This is a genomic window from Conexibacter woesei Iso977N, from assembly GCF_000424625.1.
Taxonomy (GTDB): domain Bacteria; phylum Actinomycetota; class Thermoleophilia; order Solirubrobacterales; family Solirubrobacteraceae; genus Baekduia; species Baekduia woesei_A.
The window spans coordinates 237,620-257,607 of the sequence record NZ_AUKG01000002.1; the positions used below are offsets into that span (position 1 = coordinate 237,620).

Here is a 19,988-nt window from a genome sequence, read left to right on the forward strand (position 1 = left end):
CCTTTTACGCGCTACTTCTGCGCGGTGATCATCAGGTTGTAGAAGACGGCCGGCGGGAGCCGGGTCTCCAACAACACGCGATCGACGTGCTGGAGGCCGACGTAGCCCTTGAAGGCGTACATCTTCCAGGCCCACGGCACGGTCTCCGGATCCGCGGTCGCCTCGAGCGCGCGGTTGGCCCAGCCGAACCAGTTGGCCAGCAGCTCCTCGCCGCGGACCCTGACGTCGGCGAAGCCCGCGGCGCGCGGGCCGGTGCTCAGCGCGTCCGGGGTGAACGCGTGGACGTCGACCATCGACTCCAGCTGGTGGTTCTCGGCGCCGCCGTCGAGGTTGCCCTCGCTGGCGGGCGCGGCGCGCATGATCGTCCGCCAGACCGGCGCGACGCGCGACGCGGCGCGCTTGGGGACGTTCGCCAGGCGGTCGCCGTACTCCGACGGCTCGCCCGCGAAGACCGCGACGCCGCCGGGCGCCAGGACGCGGTGGATCTCGCGCCACGCCTGGTCGAGGTCGGGAAGATGATGAAGAACGGCGTGGCCGAAGACGAGGTCGAACGACCCGTCCGCGAACGGCAGCGCCTCGGCGTCCGCGACGCGCGCGTCCACGTCGAGGTCCAACATGTCCGCGTTGCGCTGCAGCGCGTCGACCATCCCCGGCGAGATGTCCGTGCAGGTCGCGTGGGAGATCACGCCCGCCTGCAGCAGGTTGAGGCTGAAGTAGCCGGTCCCGGCGCCGAGCTCCAGCGCGCGGTCGAACGAGCGCAGCTCGCCGTCGAGCGCCTTGCGCAGCTTGCCCAGCACCTGCGTCCGGCCGATCTCGCCGAAGTCGATGCCCCACTTGGCGTCGTAGTCGGCGGCGGCGCCGTCGTGGTAGCGGGTGTTGACGTCGCGGATCTCGTCCGCGGTATCCGGGGCCGGGCTCATGAAGCGGGCCATCCTAACGCGCGCGCCGCGATCTGGACCTTCGGGTGGTGCCTGAACGGCTGCCGCACGCAACCGTGTCAGGACGATGACGACGCGCAAGCTGTCCCTTGCCCTCGCTGCGACCGCGGCGGTCGCAGGCCTCGCCGGCTGTGGCCCGCTGCCCGGCTACACGGTCCGCGACGAGAGCGCCGCCCAGCAGGACGTCATCGGCGACACCGTGCACCTCGGCGCGACGCTGTGCCTGGACACCGGCGCGAGCGCGCCGGACCCGTCCACGGACACCGAGCTGCGCGGGATCGCGTGGCCGCAGGCCACGTCCGGGAGGTGCGACGACCAGGCAGGCATGGGCAACGGCCTCAACTACGTGCCGTCGTTGGCCACCAACGGCGGCGTCCAGTTCTTCGCGGCGTTCCTGGTCCCGGACGGCGCGACGGCGCCCGCGACCGCGAGCGCGACGCTTCCCTCCGGGTTCGACGTGACGACCGCGACGCTGACGCGCAAGCCGTCGCTCGACGAGTCGCTGGGCCAGACACAGCCGACGCCCGCGGGCGAGCACTGGGTCGGGTACATCTCGCCGGTGGTCGGCCAGGCGACGGCGCCGAGCGAGACGCCGGAGGACGTCGCGTCCGGGCTGCAGCGCGTGGCGACGACCAAGCTCACGGAGGACCCGAACGCGCCCGCGACCGGCGCCGGCGACTGGTCGGCGAGCGCCGACTTCACGCTGTCGCGCGGCCCGGGCGGGCTGCCCGCGCCGGCGACGTTCGCGCACGCGGTGCTCGGCGGCGTCCGGATGGCCTACCCCCAGGACATCTACGACGGCGTCGACCCGACCGGCTTCCACGACCCGGCCGAGGCGTTCGGCCTGCAGCTGCTGGACACGCGGCCGGTCGACTGCCAGGAGGTCCGGTCGTGGCCGTTCGAGACGTTCCTGGGGCTGAGCACGTCCGGGCTGCAGGAGGACCCGTACGGCGAGCCGCTGCTGCCGACGACCTCGTGCGGCGGCGCCTCGGCGGGCGGGGCGCTGGCGCTGAAGGACCTGCGCGGCTCGGGTGACACCGTGACGGTCGGCGCGGGGCAGACCGCGACGGTGCCGTTCACGCTGCGCTACGTCGGCGATCCAGGGCCGGCGTTCGCGCTTTCGGCTTCCACCGCGCTGCCGGGCGCGCCCGCCGCGGTCGTCGCGCCGGGCACGCTGACGCCGGGCGCCGCGGGCTTCCAGAGCGCGACGGTGACCGTGCCGGTCCCGGCCGGGACCGCGCCGGGCGACTACGCCGTGACGCTGACCGCGACGGTCGGCGGGCAGACGCGCGTGGCGACCGGGACGATCACGGTCGGCGTGCCGGGCGCGGGGACGACGAACGCCAACACGTCGCCGAACCCGACCGGCCTCGAGGACGACAACAACTCCGGCGGCGTGTCCGCCGCGTCGGTGACGAGCAGGCAGCGCATGCTCGAGTTCCGCGGGCTGGATCGCTCCGGCCTCGGCCCGGACCACCGGTCGGTCAACATCGGCGACGTCATCTGCCACAAGACGACCGAGGCGTGCGGGTGGGTGTCGTGGCAGCTGTCGGTGCGCTGGGAGGCGCTGCACGCAGGCGCCGAGGTGGCGCGGGCGTCGGCGAAGCAGCGGGTCCGGATGGTCGTGCTCGGGAGCGGGACGCTGAGCGTGCCGGCGGGCGCGCGGCGCCACATCAGGGTGCGGCTGCCGCAGAGCGTCGTGAGGGCGATCGCCGGCGGCGAGGTCCTGCACGCGGTGGCGGCGGTCCGGCCGGCGCGCGACCGCGTCCCGGTCACCCACCGGATCGACCTGCGCCGCGGGTGAGGTGCGGGCACGTGTAGCGTGCCCGCCTTCGCCATGCCTGACGTCGAAGAACCGAAGCTCTACCTGCAGCAGAACCAGCCCGAGGGCGTGCCGCCGCTGGCCCTGACCGGCGAGCGCACGCTGCCCGACGTGCCGGAGGAGAACTACTGGTACCGGCGCCACCTGGTGGTCTACGAGTGGATCCGGGAGCGCGTCGGCGGGCTCAAGGTCATCGACATGGCCTGCGGCGAGGGCTACGGGAGCATGGTGCTCGGCGGGAGCGCCCGGGAGGTCGTCGGGGTCGACGCCAACCCGGAGGCGCACGAGCACGCGAAGGCGCGGTACACCACCAACAACGTCCGCTTCGCCCGCGACCTGGTCGAGACGTTCGACGAGCCCGCCGACGCCGTCGTGTTCCTGCAGACGATCGAGCACGTCCAGAACCCGGACGAGATCCTGGAGCGCTTCAAGACGCTCGTCGGCGCGTCGCCGTCGCCGGTCGTGATCGTCTCGACGCCGAACCTGCTGACGCTCGCGCCGGAGGGCGCCGAGAAGTCCGAGAACCCCTGGCACGTCAAGGAGTACCGGCCGGAGGAGTTCCTGAAGCTCTGCCGCGACCACTTCGGGACGGTCGAGTTGTACGGGTTGTTCCACGCCCGCAGGCTCAAGGTCCACGAGCTCGCCATCAAGAGGCTCGGCTGGGACTCGATCCACCGGGCGCTGAGGATCACCAAGCCGTTTTACGACCGCTTCACCCCGGCGATCGCGGCGAGCGACTTCGTGCTCAGCGCGGACCGTTCCCTCGACGGCGCACTCGACTTCGTGGCGGTCTGCCGGCCGTGAGCGAGGGCCGCCTCGCGATCGTCCTGCACTCCCACATGCCCTACGTGGAGGGCTTCGGGACGTGGCCGTTCGGCGAGGAGTGGCTGTTCGAGGCGGCGGCGACGGTCTACGCGCCGTTGTTGAAGGTGTTGGATGGGCCGGGTGGCGAGCGGGTGACGCTGTCGGTCACGCCGGTGCTGGCCGACCAGCTTGGTGCTGTCGGTGTCCACGAGCGCTTGTTGTCGTTCTTGCGCGACCTGCGCGTGACGACGCACGCGCTGGACGCCGAGGGCTGCCGCACGACCGGCGAGCCGGCGCTCGGCGACGAGGTCGAGCGGGCCGGGCAGGACTACGCGGACGCGGCCGACGCGCTGGAGGCGCTCGGCGACGGCGGCCTCGCCCGCGCGCTGCTGCGCCACGCCGCCTGGACGTCGTCCGCGACGCACGCGGTCCTGCCGCTGGTCGCGACCGACGCCGGCGTCCGCCTGCAGCTGCGCGCCGGGATCGAGGCGCACCGCGCGCGCCGCGGCGACCTGGGGTGGGGTGGGGGCTTCTGGCTGCCCGAGTGCGCGCACGCGCCGTGGCTGCACCCGCTGCTCGAAGAGGCCGGCGTCCACGCGACGTGCGTCGACCTCACCGACGTCCTGCCCGGCCACCGGACCCCGCTCGCGACCTCCGACGGCCCGCTGCTCGTGCCGCTCGACCGCGCGACGATCGAGCTGGTCTGGAGTCCCGGCGGCTATCCGGCGGCCGCGGCCTACCGCGACTCGCACCGCCGGACCACCCACCATCACAACCCCTGGGCCAACGACGGCGCCGTCTACGACCGCGACCGCGCCCGCGAGCAGGCCGCCGCCGACGCGCGCGACTTCGTCCAACGCGTACAACAACGCACCGACGACGGCTCGCTGTCGGTCTGCGCCCTCGACACCGAGCTGCTCGGCCATCACTGGTACGAGGGCCTCGACTGGCTCTCCGCCGTGCTCCAGGAGAGCGAGCGAGCGGGCCTGGAGATCCTGCCGCTCGACGCCGCGGCCCACGCCGTCGCACCGGCGAAGGCGCCCGACGACCTCCCGCCGACCTCGTGGGGAGAGCCCCGCACGCTCTGGACCTGGGACGGCCCGCAGGTCGCCGACCTCGCCTTCTCGACCCGCGACGCCGAGCTGCGCACCCTCACCGCCGCCCTCGCGGGCACCGTGGATCACCGAGCGGTCCGCGAGCTGCTGGCGCTCCAGTCCTCCGACTGGGCCTTCCTCGCCACCCGCGACATCTCCGGCCCCTACCCGCTCGAACGCGCCACCGCCCACCTCGCCGCGCTCGACGCCGCCCTCGCGTCGCCCGGCAGCACCGAGCCGGAGCTCCGCGCCCTGGCCCCCTTCGCGGACCCCGCGATGCTGCTCGTCCCCTAATGCCGTACGGCGTGCATCTGTCCGCCGGACGACATATAGGTATTGGATGCCGCGTCTTCCCGAGCGCATCGTCGCTCTCGCACCCGACGAGCGACTGACCCTCGCGCAGCTGTCGGGCGCGACGCTCGAGCCCGTCGCCGTCCGCCTGCGCCGCGCCGCGGAGACCGGCCGGATCGACGTCACCGACCCGATCCTCCGCCGCTGGATGTCCTCCCGCCGCGACGCGCTGCTCACCGCCGACAGCGACCACGGCGAGCTGGCCCTGATCGCCCGCCTGCTCAGCGACGCGCTCGACGCCGCGGCCGCGTAGGAGCGGCTAGGTCCAGCGCAGCGTCTCGGGCGCGTCGCGCATCCGCAGCAGCTTCGCCGGCGCGCCCGCGACGACGGCGTTCGCCGGGACGTCCTTCGTGATCACCGAGTTCGTCCCGATCACGCAGTTGTCGCCGACCGTCGCGCCGCGCAGGAAGCACGCGCCGTAGCCGACCCAGACGTTGTGCCCGACACGCACGTCGCGCTTGTAGATCCCCTGCGCCCGGATCGGACGGTCGACCTCGACGACGCCGTGGTCGAAGTCGATCAACATCACGCGGTCGGCGAGGATGCACTCGCGCCCGATCGACACGTGCTGGAACGCCGAGATCGTGCACTCCTGGCCCATCACGGTCTTCGCGCCGATCGCGCACTCGCCCTCGTGCACGCGGATCTTGCACCCGTGCCCGATCCACGACCAGCGGCCGAGCTGCAGGCGCGCACCGCGCCCGACCTCCAGCTTCGTCCCCGCCCCGATGAACGCGGGGCCGTCGAGGACGAGCCGCCGCCCGAGGCGCAGCTTCCAGTACGCGAGCCGGACCATCAGCCGCGCGTACTTCCAGTTCAACATGCCGTTGCGCCTGGCGAAGCGCAGCATCACGAGCGGCCCGCCGGAGCGCGGCGACGGGTCGCCGCGGAGCTCGAGCGGCGCGGCCGCGATCTCGGCGGGCGGGGACAGCACCGGCTCCATCGCCGGAGAGGCTAGACGCTCCGTCGCTCCTACGCCGGCAGGCCCTCCGCGAAGCGCAGCAGCCCGTCCGTGTCGCGCCACGGCCGGCCGTGCCCGAACACCACCAGCTGCGGCCGCAGCTCGGCCACCCGCCGGATCTGCGCGCGGTTCAGCGCCGGGTCCGGGGAGAACCTCGCCGGCGGCTCGTGCAGCCCCGGCCGGCCGGTCACCGGATGGCGCCCGAACAGGACGTCGCCCGCGACGAGCGTCCGGTCCTCCGCGCGCCAGTACGACAGGTGACCGGGCGAGTGCCCGGGCGTCTCCAGCGCGACGAAGCCCGCGTCGAGCGCGTCGCCCTCGGCCAGCTCGCGGTCGACCGCCAGCGCCGGACCGCGCCAGTTGCGCGTCTGCCAGCGTGTGATCGCGTTCTCGTTGGTCAACCCGGCTTCGTCGCCGGAGCGCAGCGCCTCCGCCTCCCGCGCCGGCGCCCAGAACGGGACCCTGAGCGCCGCGACCAGCGCCGCGCTCGACCCCTGGTGGTCGGAGTGCGCGTGCGTGACCGCGTGCGCCGTGATGTTCATGTCCTTGGTCGCGCTGAGGATCCGCTTGGCGGCGTGCTTGGTCGCGGCGTCGACGATCGTGCCGCCGACCACGTACACGTTGAACGCGTAGGCGGGGCGGGAGGGGAGGAGGGAGAGGCCCGGGGCAAGTTCGTACATGATGTCCATACGGTGGCGTATGGAGAGCACGTTGTCAATACGGTGGCGTATGGTGTGGGGCGCGCGATGCCCAATGACGACCCCACCAACCTCGATCGCGACCGCTGGGCCGCCGCCGGCCTCGCCGCGCTGGAGCGCGCCGGCCTCGCCGCCGTCGCCGTCGAGCCGCTGGCCCGCGAGCTGGCGGTGACCAAGGGCTCGTTCTACTGGCACTTCAAGAACCGCGCGGAGCTGGTGCAGGCGACCGTCGAGCGCTGGGAGCGCATCCACGTGGACGGCCCGCTGGACCGCCTGGCCGAGGTCGACGACCCGCGCGAACGCCTGCTGAGGCTGCTCGCTGCGGCGTCCGGCAAGCCGCCGTCGATCTTCATCCGGATGCTCGACGCGACCGACGAGCCGGTCGTCGCCGCCGCCGTCCACCGCGCCGCCGCGATGCGCGTCGACTTCATGGCCAAGGCCTTTCGCGAGCTCGGCCTCCCGCCCGCCCGCGCGCGCCGCCAGGCGCTCCTGGCCTACTCGACCTACATCGGCCGCGCGCACCTCGCCCGCGACGCGCCCGACGTCCTCGGCGACCCGCAGCAGCTCGCCAAGCACATCGCCGAGCAGCTCCTCCCCTGAGGCGCGGCGCCGCAGCGCGCGCGAGTCCGGCACAATCCGCCGCTCATGTCGCAGGCCCAGCAGACCCTCGCCCAACGGTTGCTCGACGGTGACAAGCGCGCCCTGGCGCGCGCGATCACGCTCGTCGAGAGCGATGATCCGGCCGGCTGGGAGCTGGTCCGGGAGGTCTTCCCGCACACGGGCAGGGCGGCGATCGTCGGGCTGACGGGCGCGCCGGGCGCGGGCAAGTCGACGCTGATCGGCGCGCTGACCAAGCTGCGGCGCGAGCAGGAGCGCGACGTCGCGGTGCTGTCGATCGACCCGTCGTCGCCGTTCACCCAGGGCGCGCTGCTCGGCGACCGCATCCGGCTGACCGACCACTTCCTCGACCCGGGCGTCTTCATCCGCTCGATGGCCAACCGCGGCGCGCTCGGCGGCCTCAGCGAAGCCGCGCTGCAGGCCGCGCTGCTGATGGACGCCGCCGGCAAGGACGACGTGTTCCTGGAGACCGTCGGCGTCGGCCAGGCCGAGGTCGACATCATCGACCACGCCGACACGATCGTCCTCGTGCTGATGCCCGGCTCCGGCGACTCGATCCAGGCGCTGAAGGCCGGCGTGATGGAGATCCCGGACATCATCGTCGTCAACAAGGCCGACCACCCGCTGACCGACACGATGGTCCGCGAGATCCGCGGCGTCCTGTCGCTGGCGCCCCAGCGCGGCTGGCGCGTCCCGATCATCAAGACCCAGGCCCACAGGGGCGACGGCGTCGCCGAGCTGGTCGAGAAGCTCGACGAGCACCGCGCCTACATCGAGGCCGAGGGCACGCTCAGCGAGCGCCGCCGCCGCAACCTCCGCAGCGAGGTCGTCGGGATCTGCACCTACCGCCTGCGCCGCCGCCTGGAGGAGCAGCTCGACGAGGATCCGCACTTCGCCGAGCTGCTGGAGGAGGTCGTCGCCCGCAGGCTCGACCCCGCCACCGCCGCCTCGCGGATCCTGGAGCGCCTCGACGCCGCCGCGGCGTCGCGCACGGACGCCTAGCGCGCCTGGGCCACCGCGGACGCGACGACCGCGTCCTCCCAGGCCATCCCGGTGGACTTGAAGACGCGCGGCCGCGTGTAGTCGGGCGCGGCGTCCTCGGCCAGCGTGCTGACCTCGGTGACGCCCGCAAGCAGGACGTCGCCGGCCTCCCGGAACGCGGATGCGCGCGACTCCACGACGACCTGCGCGCGCCGCATCAACCCGGCGTCCAGCTCCGCGGCATCGGGCTCGTGCGACCCAATGGCTATGACAACCGCGCGGTCGCTCACCCGCGCGCCGTCGAACACCGGCGACCGCGCGGTGGTGGCACAGACGATGACGTCGGCGTCCTCGAGCGACGGCGCACCGGCGCGGCCGACCACGTCGACCTGCTCCAGGGACGGCAGGACCTCGCGCAGCGCGGCGACGTGCGCCGTGCCCTGCGGGCCGCGCCCGTAGACCACCAACCTGCGCGCGTCGGGCACCGCCAGTCGCCGCGCCGCCAGCGCGCTCACCGCCGCGGTCCGCAGGTTCGTCAGGGCAATGCCATCGACAACGGCGACCGGCGCCAGCGTGTCCGGGTCGAAGACGACGCACACGCCCTGGATCCGCGGATCCCCGCCGACGGTCACGAGCTTCACCGCGCCCGCGACCGACGGCATCACCAACAACTCGCCGCCACCGACCGGGACGCTGCTGCGCGGGACGTCGGCCTCCGGGTCGAACCCCCGCCGCAGCACGTCCTCCAGCGCCTCCACCGCCTTGGTGTAGGACAACTGCGCGACCGCTTCGGCGTCGAGGAACCGCATCCCCGCAGGCTACGTCGTCGCGGAGTGCGCGACCGGGACGCCGGTCTCCCACGGCAGGACGTGGCCGTGCTGGACGAGCTCGCCGTAGTACTTGGTGTCGAACTCCGGCGCCAGGGCGAGCTGCACCGGCCACGCCGCCGCCTGCTCCGGCGTCTGGGCCTCGCTCATGTCGGCGAACCACGGGCGCGAGGCGTCGGTGTCGATCAGGCCCGGGCACAGCGCGGCGATCAGCCGCCCGGACGCGAGGTCCTCGTCGCGGCGCGCGCGGGCCAGCGCCCGGACGGCGGCGACCTGCGCGACCTTCGAGGGGATGTTCAGCCAGCGGCCGAAGCCCTCCTGCTCGGCGCGGCCGGCGTGGACGGCGGCGCGCCAGTCGGCGACGAGCGCGTCGACCGCGTCGAGGTCGCCGCTGTCGGCGGCCGCGGCGAAGCGCGGGGCGACGGCCGGGTCGAGCTTGTCGAGCGTCCCCAGCGCGCTGGCGACGATGAGCAGCCGCCCGCCGGGGTTCAGGCGCGGCGCGAACGCGCGCAGGACGTGCGTCGTGGCGAGGTTGCTGGTCTCGGCGACAGCGTCGACCTCGTCGGCGGGATCCGCGTCCGGGCTCATCCGCGCGGTCGCGTTCGAGAACAGCACGTCGATCGTGCCCAGCTCGGCGGCCAGCGCAGCGATCGCGGCGGGGTCACGGACGTCGAGCACGCGCGGCTGCACCTGCGCGGACCCGGCGGGCAGCTGCGCGGCGATCTGGGCGGCGGCGTCGCCGACGCGGCCGGCGTCGCGCCCGGTCAGGAGAACGCGGTCGCCGGCGCTCAGGCCGGCCGCGAGCCCGGCGGCGAGCGCGCGGCCGAGACCCTGGTTGGCGCCGGTGACGAGGGCGGTGCGGGGAGCGGTCATGGTCTTGACGCTAGAGCGCATCGGGCCATGTTCGATACGAGAACATGGCATCGGTACCATGCGCGCTTCGCATGGCTGCCGCCGGAGACTTCGCACCCACGGGCCTGCGCGTCCTGCGCGAGGTGGCCGCCGCGGGCTCGTTCTCGGCCGCGGCGCGGACGCTGGGCTACACGCAGTCGGCGGTCTCGCGCCAGGTCGCGGCGCTGGAGGTCGTCGCCGGGACCGCGCTGTTCGAGCGCCGCCGCGACGGCGTGGCGCTGACCGCCGCGGGCGCCCGGCTGCTGCCGCGCGCGCGGCGGATCCTGGACGAGTTGGACGCCGCCCGCGGCGAGCTGCGGGGTGAGCCCGTGGCGACCGGGCCGGTCCGGGTGGGCGCGTTCGCGACGGCGGCCGCGGGGCTCGTGCCGCGCGCGCTGGCGCTGCTGCCGGGCGAGATCCGGGTCACGCTGCGCGAGGGCACGACGCCCACGCTGACCCGCGCGCTGCGCGCCGGCACGCTCGACCTCGCGGTCCTCGCGCAGTCGCCGCCGTTCCGGCCGCCCGACGCGGAGTCGCCGAAGCTGGCGCTGACGACGCTGACCGAGCGCGAGCTGGTCGTCGGCGTCGCGGCAAGCGCGCCGCTGGCGCGGCGGGGCGTCGTCGCGGTCGACGAGCTGGAGGGCCAGACCTGGGTGGCGTCGCGCGCAGGCGAGGGCGGCGGCACGCTGCTCGGCGTCTGGCCGGGGATCGCCGAGCGCGCCGACGTCCGCTACGTCGTGCGCGACTGGCACGCCAAGCTCCAGCTCGTCGCCGCCGGCCTGGCGATCACGACGCTCCCGCCGATCCTCGGCGACACGCTGCCGCCTGGCATCGCGACCGTCGCCGTGCGCGGCGAGCCGGTCGAGACGCGGCGGATCGTCCTCGCCCACCGCGCGGGCGCGCTGGACGACGCCGCGACGAGCCGCGTGGCGGCCGCGCTGGCGCGCGCGGCGGGCCCGCGCTAGAGCAGCAGGACCGCGTTCGCCGCGACCGTGAGGACCGCCAGCGCGATCCCGGTCCGGGGCGCGAAGCGCCAGCCCCACGCGCTCAGCGCGGCCAGCGGCGGCAGGGCGGGGAGGAGGTGGCGCGCGTGCGACCACGGGTGGTCGCCGGACAGGCCGGGCGCCGCGAACACCGCGGTCAGCAGGACCGCCGCGGCGATCAGCGCCAGGAACGCGGCGGTGACCTCCACGTCGCCCTGCCCCGGCAACGCGACCGCCAGCCGCTCCCGGTGCGAGCGCCACAGCCGCCACAGGGCGAGCAGGGACAACAACAAGAACGGCGACCACACCAACAAGCCCTCGGGCCCGGCCAAGGCCGTCGCCAGCCGCGGCGCCCGGGCGAGGTGGTCGGCGACGCCCGACGCGCCGGTGGCGCCCCCGCGTGCGACGTCGTGCGGCGTCAGCCCGCCGAACAGCCGGTCGCTGATCGTGATGTACACGACGCCCGACGTCAGGACGACCTCCAGCGCGATGAACCCCGCCAGCCCGCGCTGACGCCGCCGCAGCCAGCGCGTGAGCGCGAGCGCCACGACCATCGCGGGCGCGATCAGCTCGGTGGCGATCCACGGCAGCGCGCCGATCAGCGCCGCGCCCCAGAACGCCCACGACCGCCGCGGCTCCTCGCGCACCCGCAGCGCCAGCAGCGCGGCGCCCGCCAGCGCGGTCGCGCCGACCAGCGCGGGTGCGATCGTCGTCGCGCCCGCCACCGCCGGCGGCGACAGCCCGACGACCAGCGCGCTCCGCGCCGCCCACGGCTCCGGGACCAGCGCGCGGCCCAGGGCCGCCGCCAGGCAGAACCCCAGCGCGGCGATCATCAGCAAGAACACGCGCACGCCGTCCGGTCCGGCGACCCAGTAGGCGGGCGCGATCAGCGCGGCAAAGCCAAGGCCTACAGGTTGGACCTCGCGCCCGCCGACCGCCACCGGCGGGTGCAGCTCCCGCGGCGCGCCGTCCCACCTCCGCCACACCCGCGCCGCGTGCTGGTTGCGCACGTCCACGTCGTGATCGCGCACGATCGACTCCGCGACGAGCAGCCGCTGCGCCTCCGGCCCGCTGACCGTCCGCGCGCCCGGCACGGCGAGCGTCACCGCGTAGGCGGCGACGAGGACGAGCCACAGCGGCAACGCGCGCCGCACCGCGGACATGCCGCGGGACCCTACGGCAGCAGCGCGGCGACGCGCTCGGCGTCGCCGGGCGACAGGCGGAAGCTCACGAGCTTCTGCTCCGGCGCGCCCGCGACCGTCAGGACGGTGTGGTGCAACAGCAGCTCGCCGAGGACCGGGTGGCGCAGGCGCTTGCGGCCGCCGCCGAGCGGGGCGATCGCGTGGCCCTCCCACCACGACCGCGCCTCCGGGCTGGCCGCGTGGAGCCGGTCGATCAGCGCCGCGAACCCCGGGTCGCCCGCGTGGCGCTCGGCCGCCGCCCGGAAGCGCGCGAGCTGGGCGCGGGCCTCGGCCTCCCACTCGACGAACACGTCGCGCGACCGCGGGTCGCCGAGCATGAACCACACCATGTTGCGGTCGTCGGCCGGGAGCGCGGTCCAGTCGGTCCACAGCAGGCGCGCCGCGCGGTTGCTCGCCAGGACGTCCCAGCGGCGGCCGCTCACGTACGCGGGATGGGGATCGAGCCGCGCGACGAGCGCCGCGACCTCCGGGTCCAGACGCTCCTCCTCCTGCGCGGCGTCACCCGCGCCCGCGGCGGGCGCCGCGTCGTGGACCAGCGCGTGCAGGTGCGCGCGCTCGGCGTCGTCGAGGCGCAGCGCCCCGGCCAGCGCGTCGAGCACCTGGCGCGACGGCCGGACGTCCCGGCCCTGCTCCAGGAACGCGTAGTACGTCGGCGAGATCGCCGCCAGCTGCGCGACCTCCTCGCGCCGCAGCCCGGCGGTCCGGCGCCGCGGCGCGCCGTCGGGCAGGCCGACGTCGGCGGGCGTCAGCGCCGCGCGGCGCGCGCGCAGCAGGTCGCCCAGCGCCCGCAGGCGGGCCGCGTCGTTGTTGATGGCGTCGCTCATCCTGGCACTCGCAATACCAGCAAGAACGTGCTCCGGATGCGAGCGGGTCGCGCGCCTAGGCTCGGACGACGATGCTCGGACCGGCCCAGATCCTCACCGAACGCGACGCGGCGCTGGACGCCTACGTCGCCCGCCCGGCGAGCGCGCCGCCCCGAGGCGCGGTCGTCGTCTTCCACGAGCTGTTCGGCCTGACGACCCACGTCCGCGCGGTCTGCGAGCGCCTGGCGTCGACCGGCTTCGCCGCCGTCGCGCCCAACCTCCACCACCGCACCGACCCGGCGCTGGAGCTGCCCCACGACGAGGCGGGCCGCGCCCGCGGCTTCGCGCTGCTCGACCGGCTCACGCGTGCCTCGGTCCTGGAGGACGCCGACCGCGCGCTCGCCGCGGCGCGCGCGCTGACGACCGGCCCGGTCGCGCTGCTCGGGCTCTCGATGGGCGGCCACGCCGCCTACTACGTCGCCACGCAGCGGCCCGACCTCGCCGCGGCGATCGTCGCCTACGGCGGCTGGATCCCGACGACCGACATCCCGCTGTCGCGCCCCGAGCCGACCGTGACCCTCACCGCCGGGATCACCGCCCGCGTGCTGCTGCTCGTCGCGGGCGCCGACGCGGCGGTCGGCGCGGAGCAGTCCGCCGCGGTCGAGCAAGCCCTACAACAACACGCGATCGACCACGAGGTCGTGACCTACCCGGCCGCGCAGCACGGCTTCCTCTGCGAGCAGCGCGCGACCTACGATGCCGCGGCGTCCGCCGACGCCTGGTCGCGCATCGACGCGCTGCTGGACCGCTCGGCCAGCGCGACGAGCGTCCGGACGCCCACGCCGGTCCCGCCCTTGGGCGCGTAGGGGCGGCCGGAGTCCCACGCCGTCCCGCAGATGTCGAGGTGCACCCACGGCAGGTCGCCGGTGAAGCGGTGCAGGAACTCGGCGGCGGTGTTGGGCGCGCCGGTGCGCAGCGGCGCGAGGTTGGTGAGGTCGGCCGTCGCGCCCTTGATCAGCTCGGCGTAGCGCTCGTGCAGCGGCATCCGCCAGATCAGCTCGCCGGCGTCCTCGGCAGCGGCTGCCAGCTCCGCGCCCCACGCCTCGCCGTCGGCCCAGTAGCCGGAGTAGAGCCTGCCGAGCGCCGAGTAGATCGCGCCGGTCAGCGTCGCGAGGTCGACGAGCCGTTCGGCGCCGAGGTCGCGCGCGTGGTGCAGGCAATCGGCCAGGACGAGGCGGCCCTCGGCGTCGGTGTTGTCGATCTGGATCGTCAGCCCGGCCGCGCTGGTGACGACGTCGCCGGGCTTCATCGCGCGCGGGCCGAGCAGGTTCTCGGTCGCGCCGACCACACCGACGACGCGGATCGGGAGCTGCAGCGCGGCGATCGCGCCGAGCGCTTCGATCACCGCGGCCGCGCCCGACATGTCGTACTTCATGTCCGCCATCCCGGAGGACGGCTTGATCGAGATCCCGCCCGCGTCGAACGTCACGCCCTTGCCGACGAAGCCGAGCACCGGCGTGCCGTCGGCCGCGCCGCTCGTGGGCTCGTAGCGCAGCGTGATCAGCGCGGGCTCCTCGTCGGTCCCGGCGGCGACCGCGGCGAACGCGCCCATGCCGCGCCTGACGATCCCGTCGCGCCCCTCGACCTCGCAGGTCAGCGTGTCGTGCGCGGCGGCCAGCGCCTGCGCGCGGCGCCCCAGCGCGGTCGGGGTCATCGCGTTGGCGGGCGTGTTCTGGAGGTCGCGCGCCGCGTTGACCGCCTCGGCCACGACGGCCGCGCGGGCGACCGCGTCGGTCTGGTCGGAGTGGTCGGAGACGATCAGCTCCGCGATCCCACCGTCGTCGTCAGCCTCCTCGGACTTCCTGGAGGACTTGAACGCGTCGAACCGGTAGGCCGCCAGCAGCGTGCCCTCCACGACGGCCCGCGCCGGGTGCAGCTCGCGTGCCCTGTGCGGCAGCTCCCAGCACAGCGTCCTGGTGCCCAGCTCTCGCGCGCGCCCGTGCGCGACCGCGGCCGCGACCCGGATGCCCTCGCCGTCCAGGGACTCCCGCTTCCCGAGTCCCACCAGGATCCAGCGCCTCCCGCCCGCATGGGTCACGGCGAGCGAACGCGGAGCGCTCCGCGCCTCCCCGGACGCCACGAGCGCGGCCAGGACGCCGTCGCCGACATCATGCGGAACGCCCTCGCCCTCGATCAGCCCGACGACGACCGTGTCGGCCGCGACATCCGCCGCAGCGGCAGTGCTCGAAGAGACGCGCATAGGCTCCTGGACCCTAGAGGAGGAGCGGTTGTCCGCCCCGGCGCCCAGGTCTACAGTCGCCTCGATGACGGCCCGGCGTGCGATCTCCGCTCTCGCGGCAGCGCTGTTCCTGGGGCTCGCGCCCGCCGCGGCCCACGCGGACGGCTGGGCCACGATCGAGTACAAGGGCACGGTCGACGAGACCTTCATCTACCAGCCCAGCGACCCCTCGGTCTGGCAGTCGACGCTGCACTTCGCCTGGGACGAGCGCGAGGTCTTCCATCTCACCGGCACGGACACGTCGACGCCGGTCGGCGGCCTGCACCTCGCCATCACCGGCCAGGAGTCGATGATCTACGCGCCGCCGAACACCAACCAGGACTGCAGCTTCGCGATCGTGCCGCGCTCGCCGCTGGCCAAGGGCCAGCTGTCGCCGCTCGACGTGGTGTGGAACGAGCGAGGGACCTTCGGCGGCAGCGCGACCATGCCGATCACCGGCAGCTACGCGATGTCCACGGGCGCGACGTCGACCGCGCCCAGCTGCGAGCTGCCGGTCAACGGCGGCGCGGGCGTCACCGACGAGATCCCGGACGGCGTGGGCAGGACCTTCGGCGACGCGGAGGTCTCCGGCATCGAAGGCAGGCTCGGCGGCCCGGCGGTCACGAAGCACTTCGACGGCGAGGGCACGACCCCCGACGGCAGGAACACCGAGAGCATCCACGCGACGCTGACGCTGACCAACACCGCCCGCAGGCCGCCCGACATCGGCGCGACACCGCCGAAGAAGACCCTGACGCCCGCGCAGAAGCAGGCCAAGCTCGCCGCGCTCGACGCGCTCGAGGACACGTTCCAGCGCGCGCTCTACCCGTGCGGCGTCGGGGCCGGCGTCGGCACCGCGCTGATCGCCGCCGGGCCGGTGGGCCTCGCGGTCGGCGGCACGATGAGCGCGCTGGGCACGCCGCTGTGCCTGTCCTACCTCAAGGCGATCAAGGCCGAGGCCGACACCGTCGCCGATCCGCCGGACCCCGCCTACCGGACCGCGGCGAGGATCAGGCCGGTCGCCGCGCCCGCGGCGAAGCTGCCCGCGTGCCCGGCCGCGCAGGGCGCCGGCTCGCCCGGCGCGGTGTGTGCCCAGCTCCAGCCGGCCGGCCAGGCGCTGCTGCGCGCGACCCGCGCCACCGAGGCCGCGGCGACCGGGCTCGACACGACGATCAGCCGCGAGACCGCCGCGGTCAGGGCCGGCGACCGCAGGGCGACCGCGCTCCAGGACCGGACGCTGACGACGCTCGGGCGCAGCTTCGCCGCGCGCCGTCGCACGGAGGCCGCGGCCGCCAGGCGCGTGGCGCAGATCCTCGGCGGGGCGGGCCTCAACGTGACGCTCGACCCCTCCGCGGCCGCGGCCGCGCTGACCGCGCTGCAGAACCGGCTCGTCGCCGCCGGACTGCCGGCCGCCAAGCTGACCACCGCGCTCGGCGCGGCACCGCAGGCCACCGCGTCGGACCTGCTGGCGTCGCTCGGCAGCTGAGCCGCAGCACCGCCCGTCGCCGTCGCCGCCGCCGCGTCGATACCGTTCCGGCTCCAGCTGTCCTGACCAGACCGAGAAGAACCAGGAACCTCATGCCCAAGACCGTCATCCTCGGCGCCGCGCGCACCCCGATCGGGAAGCTCGGCGGCGGCCTGTCCGCCGTCGACGCGACCGACCTCGGCGCGACCGCCATCACCGCTGCGCTGGAGCGCGCCGACGTCGCGCCCGACCAGGTCGACCACGTCGTGATGGGCCAGGTCATCCAGGCCGGCCAGGGGCAGGTCCCCTCGCGCCAGGCCCAGATCAAGGCCGGCATCCCGAAGGAGGTCTCGTCCGAGACCATCAACAAGGTCTGCGCGAGCGGCCTGCGCGCGGCCGTGATCCTCGACCAGGCGATCCGCGCGGGTGACGTCGAGGTCGGCGTCGGCGGCGGCATGGAGTCGATGTCGGGCGCCCCGTACCTGCTGCCGCAGGCGCGCTTCGGCTACCGCATGGGTGACGCCAAGGCGCTGGACTCGATGGTCCACGACGGCCTCACCAACTCGTTCTCCGGCAAGCAGATGTTCGTCGAGGCGACCGAGGTCGGCGACGAGCTCGAGCTCACGCGCCCGGACCTCGACCGCTGGGCGCTGCGCTCGCACGAGCTGGCGCTCGCCGCGATCGACGACGGCCGCATGGCCGACGAGATCGTCCCGTTCACCGTCAGGGGCCGCAAGGGCGACACGGTCGTCGAGGTCGACGAGGGCCCGCGCCGCGGCTCGACGCTGGAGGCGCTGGCCAAGCTGCCGGGCCTGACCGGCAAGGAGGGCTCGCACACGGCCGGCAACTCGCCGGGCGTCAACGACGGCGGCGGCGCGCTGGTGCTGTCGAGCGACGAGTGGGCCGAGGCCAACGGCAAGACCGTCCTGGCCGAGATCGTCGGCCACGCGCAGTTCGCCAACGACTTCGCCTACCTCGCGACGACGCCCGCGGGCGCCGCCAAGCGCGCCCTCGACAGGGCGGGCCTGCAGCCGGGCGACATCGACCTGTGGGAGATCAACGAGGCCTTCGCCTCCGTGACGCTGCAGTCGATCCGCGAGCTCGGCATCGAGGAGGACCGCGTCAACGTCAACGGCGGCGCGGTCGCGCTCGGCCACCCGATCGGCGCCTCGGGCGCCCGTATCCTCGGCGTGCTCGTCCACGAGCTGCGCCGTCGCGGCGGCGGCCTCGGCGTCGCGGCGATCTGCTCCGGCGGCGGTCAGGGCGACGCCGTCATCCTGCGCGTGCATGGCAACGGCGCAGCCTAAGTCCGCAGCGTTCTTCGATCTGGACCGGACCCTGATGTCGGGGTCCTCCGGGTTCTTCTGGGCGCGCGCCGCCGCGAGAGCAGGGATGATCTCGCGGCGGCGGCTCGCGCTGGATGCGTGGGAGAACGTGAAGTTCCGCCTGCGCGGGTCGACCGACGCGTCGACCGACCGCGTGATGCACCGCGTCGGCGCGATGCTCGAGGGGCGGCGCGCGCTCGAGTTCCAGCGGTTGGGCCCGCAGGTGCTCGCGGGCGTGCTGCCGCGGCTGTACCCGCAGATGCTCGAGATCGCGTGGGACCATCAGGACGCTGGGCGGCCGGTGTACATCGTCACGGCCGCGACGCAGGACATGGCGTCGATGATCGCCCACGTCCTCGGCTTCGACGGCGGCATCGGCACGCCGCTGGAGACCGACGCCGAAGGGCTGTACACCGGCCGGCTGTCCGGCCCGTTCGCCTACCGCGAGGGCAAGCCGACCGTGATGCGCGCGCTCGCCGAGCGCGAGGGCATCGACCTGAGCGAGTCCTATGCCTACAGCGACAGCGAGAGCGACCTGCCGATGTTGCGCGCGGTCGGCCACGCGGTCGCGGTCAACCCGGACGGCCCGCTGCTGCGGATCGCCCGCGAGGAGAGCTGGGACGTGCTGCGCTTCGACCGGCTCGGCGGGCGGCTGAAGATGCTCGGCGGCCTGGCCGGCGCCACGCTGCTCGGCGCCGCGGGCGCGACGGCACGACGGAGGGTGGGGAGATCGCGATGAGGTCGAACGGTGCAGTCGCCGACGAGGGCCGAACCTGGAGGCACGTTCGATGAGCTACTACGAGCTCTACGACGAGCAGCGGGAGATCTGGCAGCTGGCCAGGCGCTTCGCCGACGAGGAGATCGCGCCGCATGCGGCGGGGTGGGACCGGGCGCACGAGTTCCCGAAGGACGTGTTCGCGGCGCTCGGCGAGCTGGGGCTGATGGGCACGTGCGTGCCCGAGCAGTTCGGCGGGGCGGGCGCGGACTTCTTGTCCTACATCTTGGTCCTGGAGGAGCTGTCGCGCGCCGACGCTGGGGTCGGCGTGACGGTCGCGGTGCACACGAGCGCGGGGACGCTGCCGATCCTGCAGCACGGGACGGAGGAGCAAGTTGAACGTCTTGTTCCGCCGCTGGCGCAGGGCCATGAGCTGGCGGCGTTCGCGCTGACCGAGTCGGGGAGTGGGAGCGACGCGGGCGCGATGCGCACGCGTGCGGTGGACGATCAGCTCACCGGCACGAAGCAGTGGATCACCAACGGGTCCTACGCGCACGTCTTCACCGCTTTCGCCAAGGACCCCGACAAGCCGAGCGCGTTCGTCGTGCGCCGCGGTGCGAGCGGGTTCAGCGTCACGCGCGAGGAGGAGAAGATGGGGTTGAACTCCTCCTCCACCGCCGACCTCGCCTTCGAGGACACGCCCGGCGAGCTGCTCGGCGAGCGCGGGGGCGGGATGCGGATCGCGCTGTCGACGCTCGACGGCGGCCGGATCGGGATCGCGGCGCAAGCTGTAGGCATTGCCCAAGCGGCGCTCGACGTCGCGACCGCCTACGCGCAGGAGCGCCGCGCGTTCGGCCGCCCGATCGGCGGCTTCGGCGCGATCCAGCAGAAGCTCGCCGACATGCAGACCGAGATCGAGGCGGCCCGCGCCCTCGTCTGGCGCGCCGCACGGCTGAAGGAGCACGGCCGCCCGCACACGGTCGAGGGCGCGCAGGCCAAGCTCTTCGCCTCCCGCGTCGCCCGCGTCTGGACCGGCGAGGCGATCCAGATCCTCGGCGGCTACGGCTACACCAAGGACTTCCCGGCGGAGCGCTACTACCGCGACGCCAAGGTCACCGAGATCTACGAAGGCACCTCGGAGATCCAACGCCTCGTCATCGCCCGGGCGCTGCTCGGCGAAGCAGCACGCACCACCGACTGACCTCGACAGACGCGCCCCGTCGTCCTGACCG

The 19,988-nt window shown here is 74.4% G+C and carries 20 protein-coding genes; 12 read left to right on the forward strand and 8 right to left on the reverse strand.

Translation table 11 applies throughout. The features are described 5' to 3' along the window. Positions 1 to 11: 11 nt before the first annotated feature. A complete protein-coding gene (locus H030_RS0113335) occupies positions 12 to 920 on the reverse strand; it encodes a class I SAM-dependent methyltransferase (RefSeq protein ID WP_027006465.1) in 909 nt (302 codons plus the stop codon). Positions 921 to 1,005: 85 nt separating this feature from the next. Between H030_RS0113335 and H030_RS0113340 the strand changes: the two genes are divergently transcribed. Genes H030_RS0113340 through H030_RS0113355 form a run of 4 tightly spaced genes read left to right on the forward strand, consistent with a single transcriptional unit; the run spans position 1,006 to position 5,262 of the window. Then, positions 1,006 to 2,742 carry a hypothetical protein gene (locus tag H030_RS0113340; protein ID WP_027006466.1) on the forward strand — a complete coding sequence of 579 codons (1,737 nt, stop codon included), beginning with the start codon at positions 1,006 to 1,008 and terminating at the stop codon, positions 2,740 to 2,742. A 33-nt stretch (positions 2,743 to 2,775) separates the two neighbouring features. After that, complete coding sequence (locus tag H030_RS0113345) at positions 2,776 to 3,564, forward strand: class I SAM-dependent methyltransferase (protein ID WP_027006467.1); 789 nt, start codon at positions 2,776 to 2,778, stop codon at positions 3,562 to 3,564. Next, on the forward strand, positions 3,561 to 4,952 hold the full coding sequence (locus tag H030_RS0113350) for a 1,4-alpha-glucan branching protein domain-containing protein (protein ID WP_027006468.1): 1,392 nt from the start codon (positions 3,561 to 3,563) through the stop codon (positions 4,950 to 4,952). The genes H030_RS0113345 and H030_RS0113350 overlap by 4 nt, the downstream gene beginning before the upstream one ends. 46 nt (positions 4,953 to 4,998) lie before the next feature. After that, complete coding sequence (locus H030_RS0113355) at positions 4,999 to 5,262, forward strand: hypothetical protein (RefSeq protein ID WP_027006469.1); 264 nt, start codon at positions 4,999 to 5,001, stop codon at positions 5,260 to 5,262. 6 nt (positions 5,263 to 5,268) lie between these two features. On the opposite strand, the gene H030_RS31970 is transcribed toward H030_RS0113355, so the two are convergent. After that, entirely contained in the window at positions 5,269 to 5,952 is a 684-nt protein-coding gene (locus H030_RS31970; protein ID WP_051222618.1) for an acyltransferase, read from the reverse strand. 29 nt (positions 5,953 to 5,981) lie between these two features. Beyond that, complete coding sequence (locus H030_RS0113365; RefSeq protein WP_027006470.1) at positions 5,982 to 6,650, reverse strand: MBL fold metallo-hydrolase; 669 nt, start codon at positions 6,648 to 6,650, stop codon at positions 5,982 to 5,984. A gap of 66 nt (positions 6,651 to 6,716) precedes the next feature. Between H030_RS0113365 and H030_RS31975 the strand changes: the two genes are divergently transcribed. Both H030_RS31975 and meaB read left to right on the forward strand, forming a co-directional pair. Then, positions 6,717 to 7,268 (forward strand): TetR/AcrR family transcriptional regulator, encoded by a 552-nt coding sequence (locus H030_RS31975; protein ID WP_035127657.1) that lies wholly within the window; start codon positions 6,717 to 6,719, stop codon positions 7,266 to 7,268. A gap of 45 nt (positions 7,269 to 7,313) precedes the next feature. Next, positions 7,314 to 8,288 carry a methylmalonyl Co-A mutase-associated GTPase MeaB gene (gene meaB, locus H030_RS0113375; RefSeq protein WP_027006471.1) on the forward strand — a complete coding sequence of 325 codons (975 nt, stop codon included), beginning with the start codon at positions 7,314 to 7,316 and terminating at the stop codon, positions 8,286 to 8,288. Here the strand turns inward: meaB and H030_RS0113380 are convergent. Further along, positions 8,285 to 9,076, reverse strand: coding sequence for an ornithine cyclodeaminase family protein (locus H030_RS0113380; RefSeq protein WP_027006472.1), 792 nt, complete (start codon positions 9,074 to 9,076; stop codon positions 8,285 to 8,287). The two genes, meaB and H030_RS0113380, sit on opposite strands and share 4 nt — an antisense overlap. A gap of 9 nt (positions 9,077 to 9,085) precedes the next feature. Next, positions 9,086 to 9,967 carry an SDR family NAD(P)-dependent oxidoreductase gene (locus H030_RS0113385; protein ID WP_027006473.1) on the reverse strand — a complete coding sequence of 294 codons (882 nt, stop codon included), beginning with the start codon at positions 9,965 to 9,967 and terminating at the stop codon, positions 9,086 to 9,088. 71 nt (positions 9,968 to 10,038) lie between these two features. Between H030_RS0113385 and H030_RS0113390 the strand changes: the two genes are divergently transcribed. Then, a complete protein-coding gene (locus tag H030_RS0113390; RefSeq protein ID WP_027006474.1) occupies positions 10,039 to 10,950 on the forward strand; it encodes a LysR family transcriptional regulator in 912 nt (303 codons plus the stop codon). On the opposite strand, the gene H030_RS0113395 is transcribed toward H030_RS0113390, so the two are convergent. Both H030_RS0113395 and H030_RS0113400 read right to left on the reverse strand, forming a co-directional pair. After that, positions 10,947 to 12,131, reverse strand: coding sequence for a hypothetical protein (locus H030_RS0113395; protein WP_027006475.1), 1,185 nt, complete (start codon positions 12,129 to 12,131; stop codon positions 10,947 to 10,949). The two genes, H030_RS0113390 and H030_RS0113395, sit on opposite strands and share 4 nt — an antisense overlap. A gap of 11 nt (positions 12,132 to 12,142) precedes the next feature. Continuing rightward, positions 12,143 to 12,994 (reverse strand): helix-turn-helix transcriptional regulator, encoded by an 852-nt coding sequence (locus H030_RS0113400; RefSeq protein WP_051222620.1) that lies wholly within the window; start codon positions 12,992 to 12,994, stop codon positions 12,143 to 12,145. A 71-nt stretch (positions 12,995 to 13,065) separates the two neighbouring features. Between H030_RS0113400 and H030_RS38425 the strand changes: the two genes are divergently transcribed. Beyond that, positions 13,066 to 13,839 carry a dienelactone hydrolase family protein gene (locus H030_RS38425; protein WP_027006477.1) on the forward strand — a complete coding sequence of 258 codons (774 nt, stop codon included), beginning with the start codon at positions 13,066 to 13,068 and terminating at the stop codon, positions 13,837 to 13,839. Here the strand turns inward: H030_RS38425 and H030_RS31980 are convergent. Next, positions 13,725 to 15,233 carry a leucyl aminopeptidase family protein gene (locus tag H030_RS31980; RefSeq protein WP_051222622.1) on the reverse strand — a complete coding sequence of 503 codons (1,509 nt, stop codon included), beginning with the start codon at positions 15,231 to 15,233 and terminating at the stop codon, positions 13,725 to 13,727. The two genes, H030_RS38425 and H030_RS31980, sit on opposite strands and share 115 nt — an antisense overlap. Positions 15,234 to 15,297: 64 nt before the next feature. Between H030_RS31980 and H030_RS39730 the strand changes: the two genes are divergently transcribed. The 4 genes from H030_RS39730 (at position 15,298) to H030_RS0113430 (ending at position 19,957) form a co-directional block, all read left to right on the forward strand. Continuing rightward, entirely contained in the window at positions 15,298 to 16,737 is a 1,440-nt protein-coding gene (locus H030_RS39730) for a hypothetical protein (protein ID WP_027006478.1), read from the forward strand. Between the two features lie 92 nt (positions 16,738 to 16,829). Continuing rightward, positions 16,830 to 18,023: an acetyl-CoA C-acetyltransferase gene (locus H030_RS0113420; protein ID WP_027006479.1), complete on the forward strand. Its 1,194-nt coding sequence runs from the start codon at positions 16,830 to 16,832 to the stop codon at positions 18,021 to 18,023. Positions 18,024 to 18,057: 34 nt separating this feature from the next. Beyond that, positions 18,058 to 18,780 (forward strand): HAD-IB family hydrolase, encoded by a 723-nt coding sequence (locus tag H030_RS31985; protein ID WP_231398438.1) that lies wholly within the window; start codon positions 18,058 to 18,060, stop codon positions 18,778 to 18,780. A 49-nt stretch (positions 18,781 to 18,829) separates the two neighbouring features. Beyond that, positions 18,830 to 19,957, forward strand: a complete 1,128-nt coding sequence (locus H030_RS0113430) for an acyl-CoA dehydrogenase family protein (RefSeq protein ID WP_027006480.1) — start codon at positions 18,830 to 18,832, stop codon at positions 19,955 to 19,957. Positions 19,958 to 19,988 lie beyond the last annotated feature (31 nt).

Coding starts and splice junctions, on each gene's coding strand:
- H030_RS0113335 (WP_027006465.1), bottom strand. CDS start 920: ATGAGCCCGGCCCCGGATACCGCGGACGAGATCCGCGACGTCAACACC.
- H030_RS0113340 (WP_027006466.1), top strand. CDS start 1,006: ATGACGACGCGCAAGCTGTCCCTTGCCCTCGCTGCGACCGCGGCGGTC.
- H030_RS0113345 (WP_027006467.1), top strand. CDS start 2,776: ATGCCTGACGTCGAAGAACCGAAGCTCTACCTGCAGCAGAACCAGCCC.
- H030_RS0113355 (WP_027006469.1), top strand. CDS start 4,999: ATGCCGCGTCTTCCCGAGCGCATCGTCGCTCTCGCACCCGACGAGCGA.
- H030_RS31970 (WP_051222618.1), bottom strand. CDS start 5,952: ATGGAGCCGGTGCTGTCCCCGCCCGCCGAGATCGCGGCCGCGCCGCTC.
- H030_RS0113365 (WP_027006470.1), bottom strand. CDS start 6,650: ATGTACGAACTTGCCCCGGGCCTCTCCCTCCTCCCCTCCCGCCCCGCC.
- H030_RS31975 (WP_035127657.1), top strand. CDS start 6,717: ATGCCCAATGACGACCCCACCAACCTCGATCGCGACCGCTGGGCCGCC.
- meaB (WP_027006471.1), top strand. CDS start 7,314: ATGTCGCAGGCCCAGCAGACCCTCGCCCAACGGTTGCTCGACGGTGAC.
- H030_RS0113380 (WP_027006472.1), bottom strand. CDS start 9,076: ATGCGGTTCCTCGACGCCGAAGCGGTCGCGCAGTTGTCCTACACCAAG.
- H030_RS0113385 (WP_027006473.1), bottom strand. CDS start 9,967: ATGACCGCTCCCCGCACCGCCCTCGTCACCGGCGCCAACCAGGGTCTC.
- H030_RS0113390 (WP_027006474.1), top strand. CDS start 10,039: ATGGCTGCCGCCGGAGACTTCGCACCCACGGGCCTGCGCGTCCTGCGC.
- H030_RS0113395 (WP_027006475.1), bottom strand. CDS start 12,131: ATGTCCGCGGTGCGGCGCGCGTTGCCGCTGTGGCTCGTCCTCGTCGCC.
- H030_RS0113400 (WP_051222620.1), bottom strand. CDS start 12,994: ATGAGCGACGCCATCAACAACGACGCGGCCCGCCTGCGGGCGCTGGGC.
- H030_RS38425 (WP_027006477.1), top strand. CDS start 13,066: ATGCTCGGACCGGCCCAGATCCTCACCGAACGCGACGCGGCGCTGGAC.
- H030_RS31980 (WP_051222622.1), bottom strand. CDS start 15,233: ATGCGCGTCTCTTCGAGCACTGCCGCTGCGGCGGATGTCGCGGCCGAC.
- H030_RS39730 (WP_027006478.1), top strand. CDS start 15,298: ATGACGGCCCGGCGTGCGATCTCCGCTCTCGCGGCAGCGCTGTTCCTG.
- H030_RS0113420 (WP_027006479.1), top strand. CDS start 16,830: ATGCCCAAGACCGTCATCCTCGGCGCCGCGCGCACCCCGATCGGGAAG.
- H030_RS31985 (WP_231398438.1), top strand. CDS start 18,058: ATGTCGGGGTCCTCCGGGTTCTTCTGGGCGCGCGCCGCCGCGAGAGCA.
- H030_RS0113430 (WP_027006480.1), top strand. CDS start 18,830: ATGAGCTACTACGAGCTCTACGACGAGCAGCGGGAGATCTGGCAGCTG.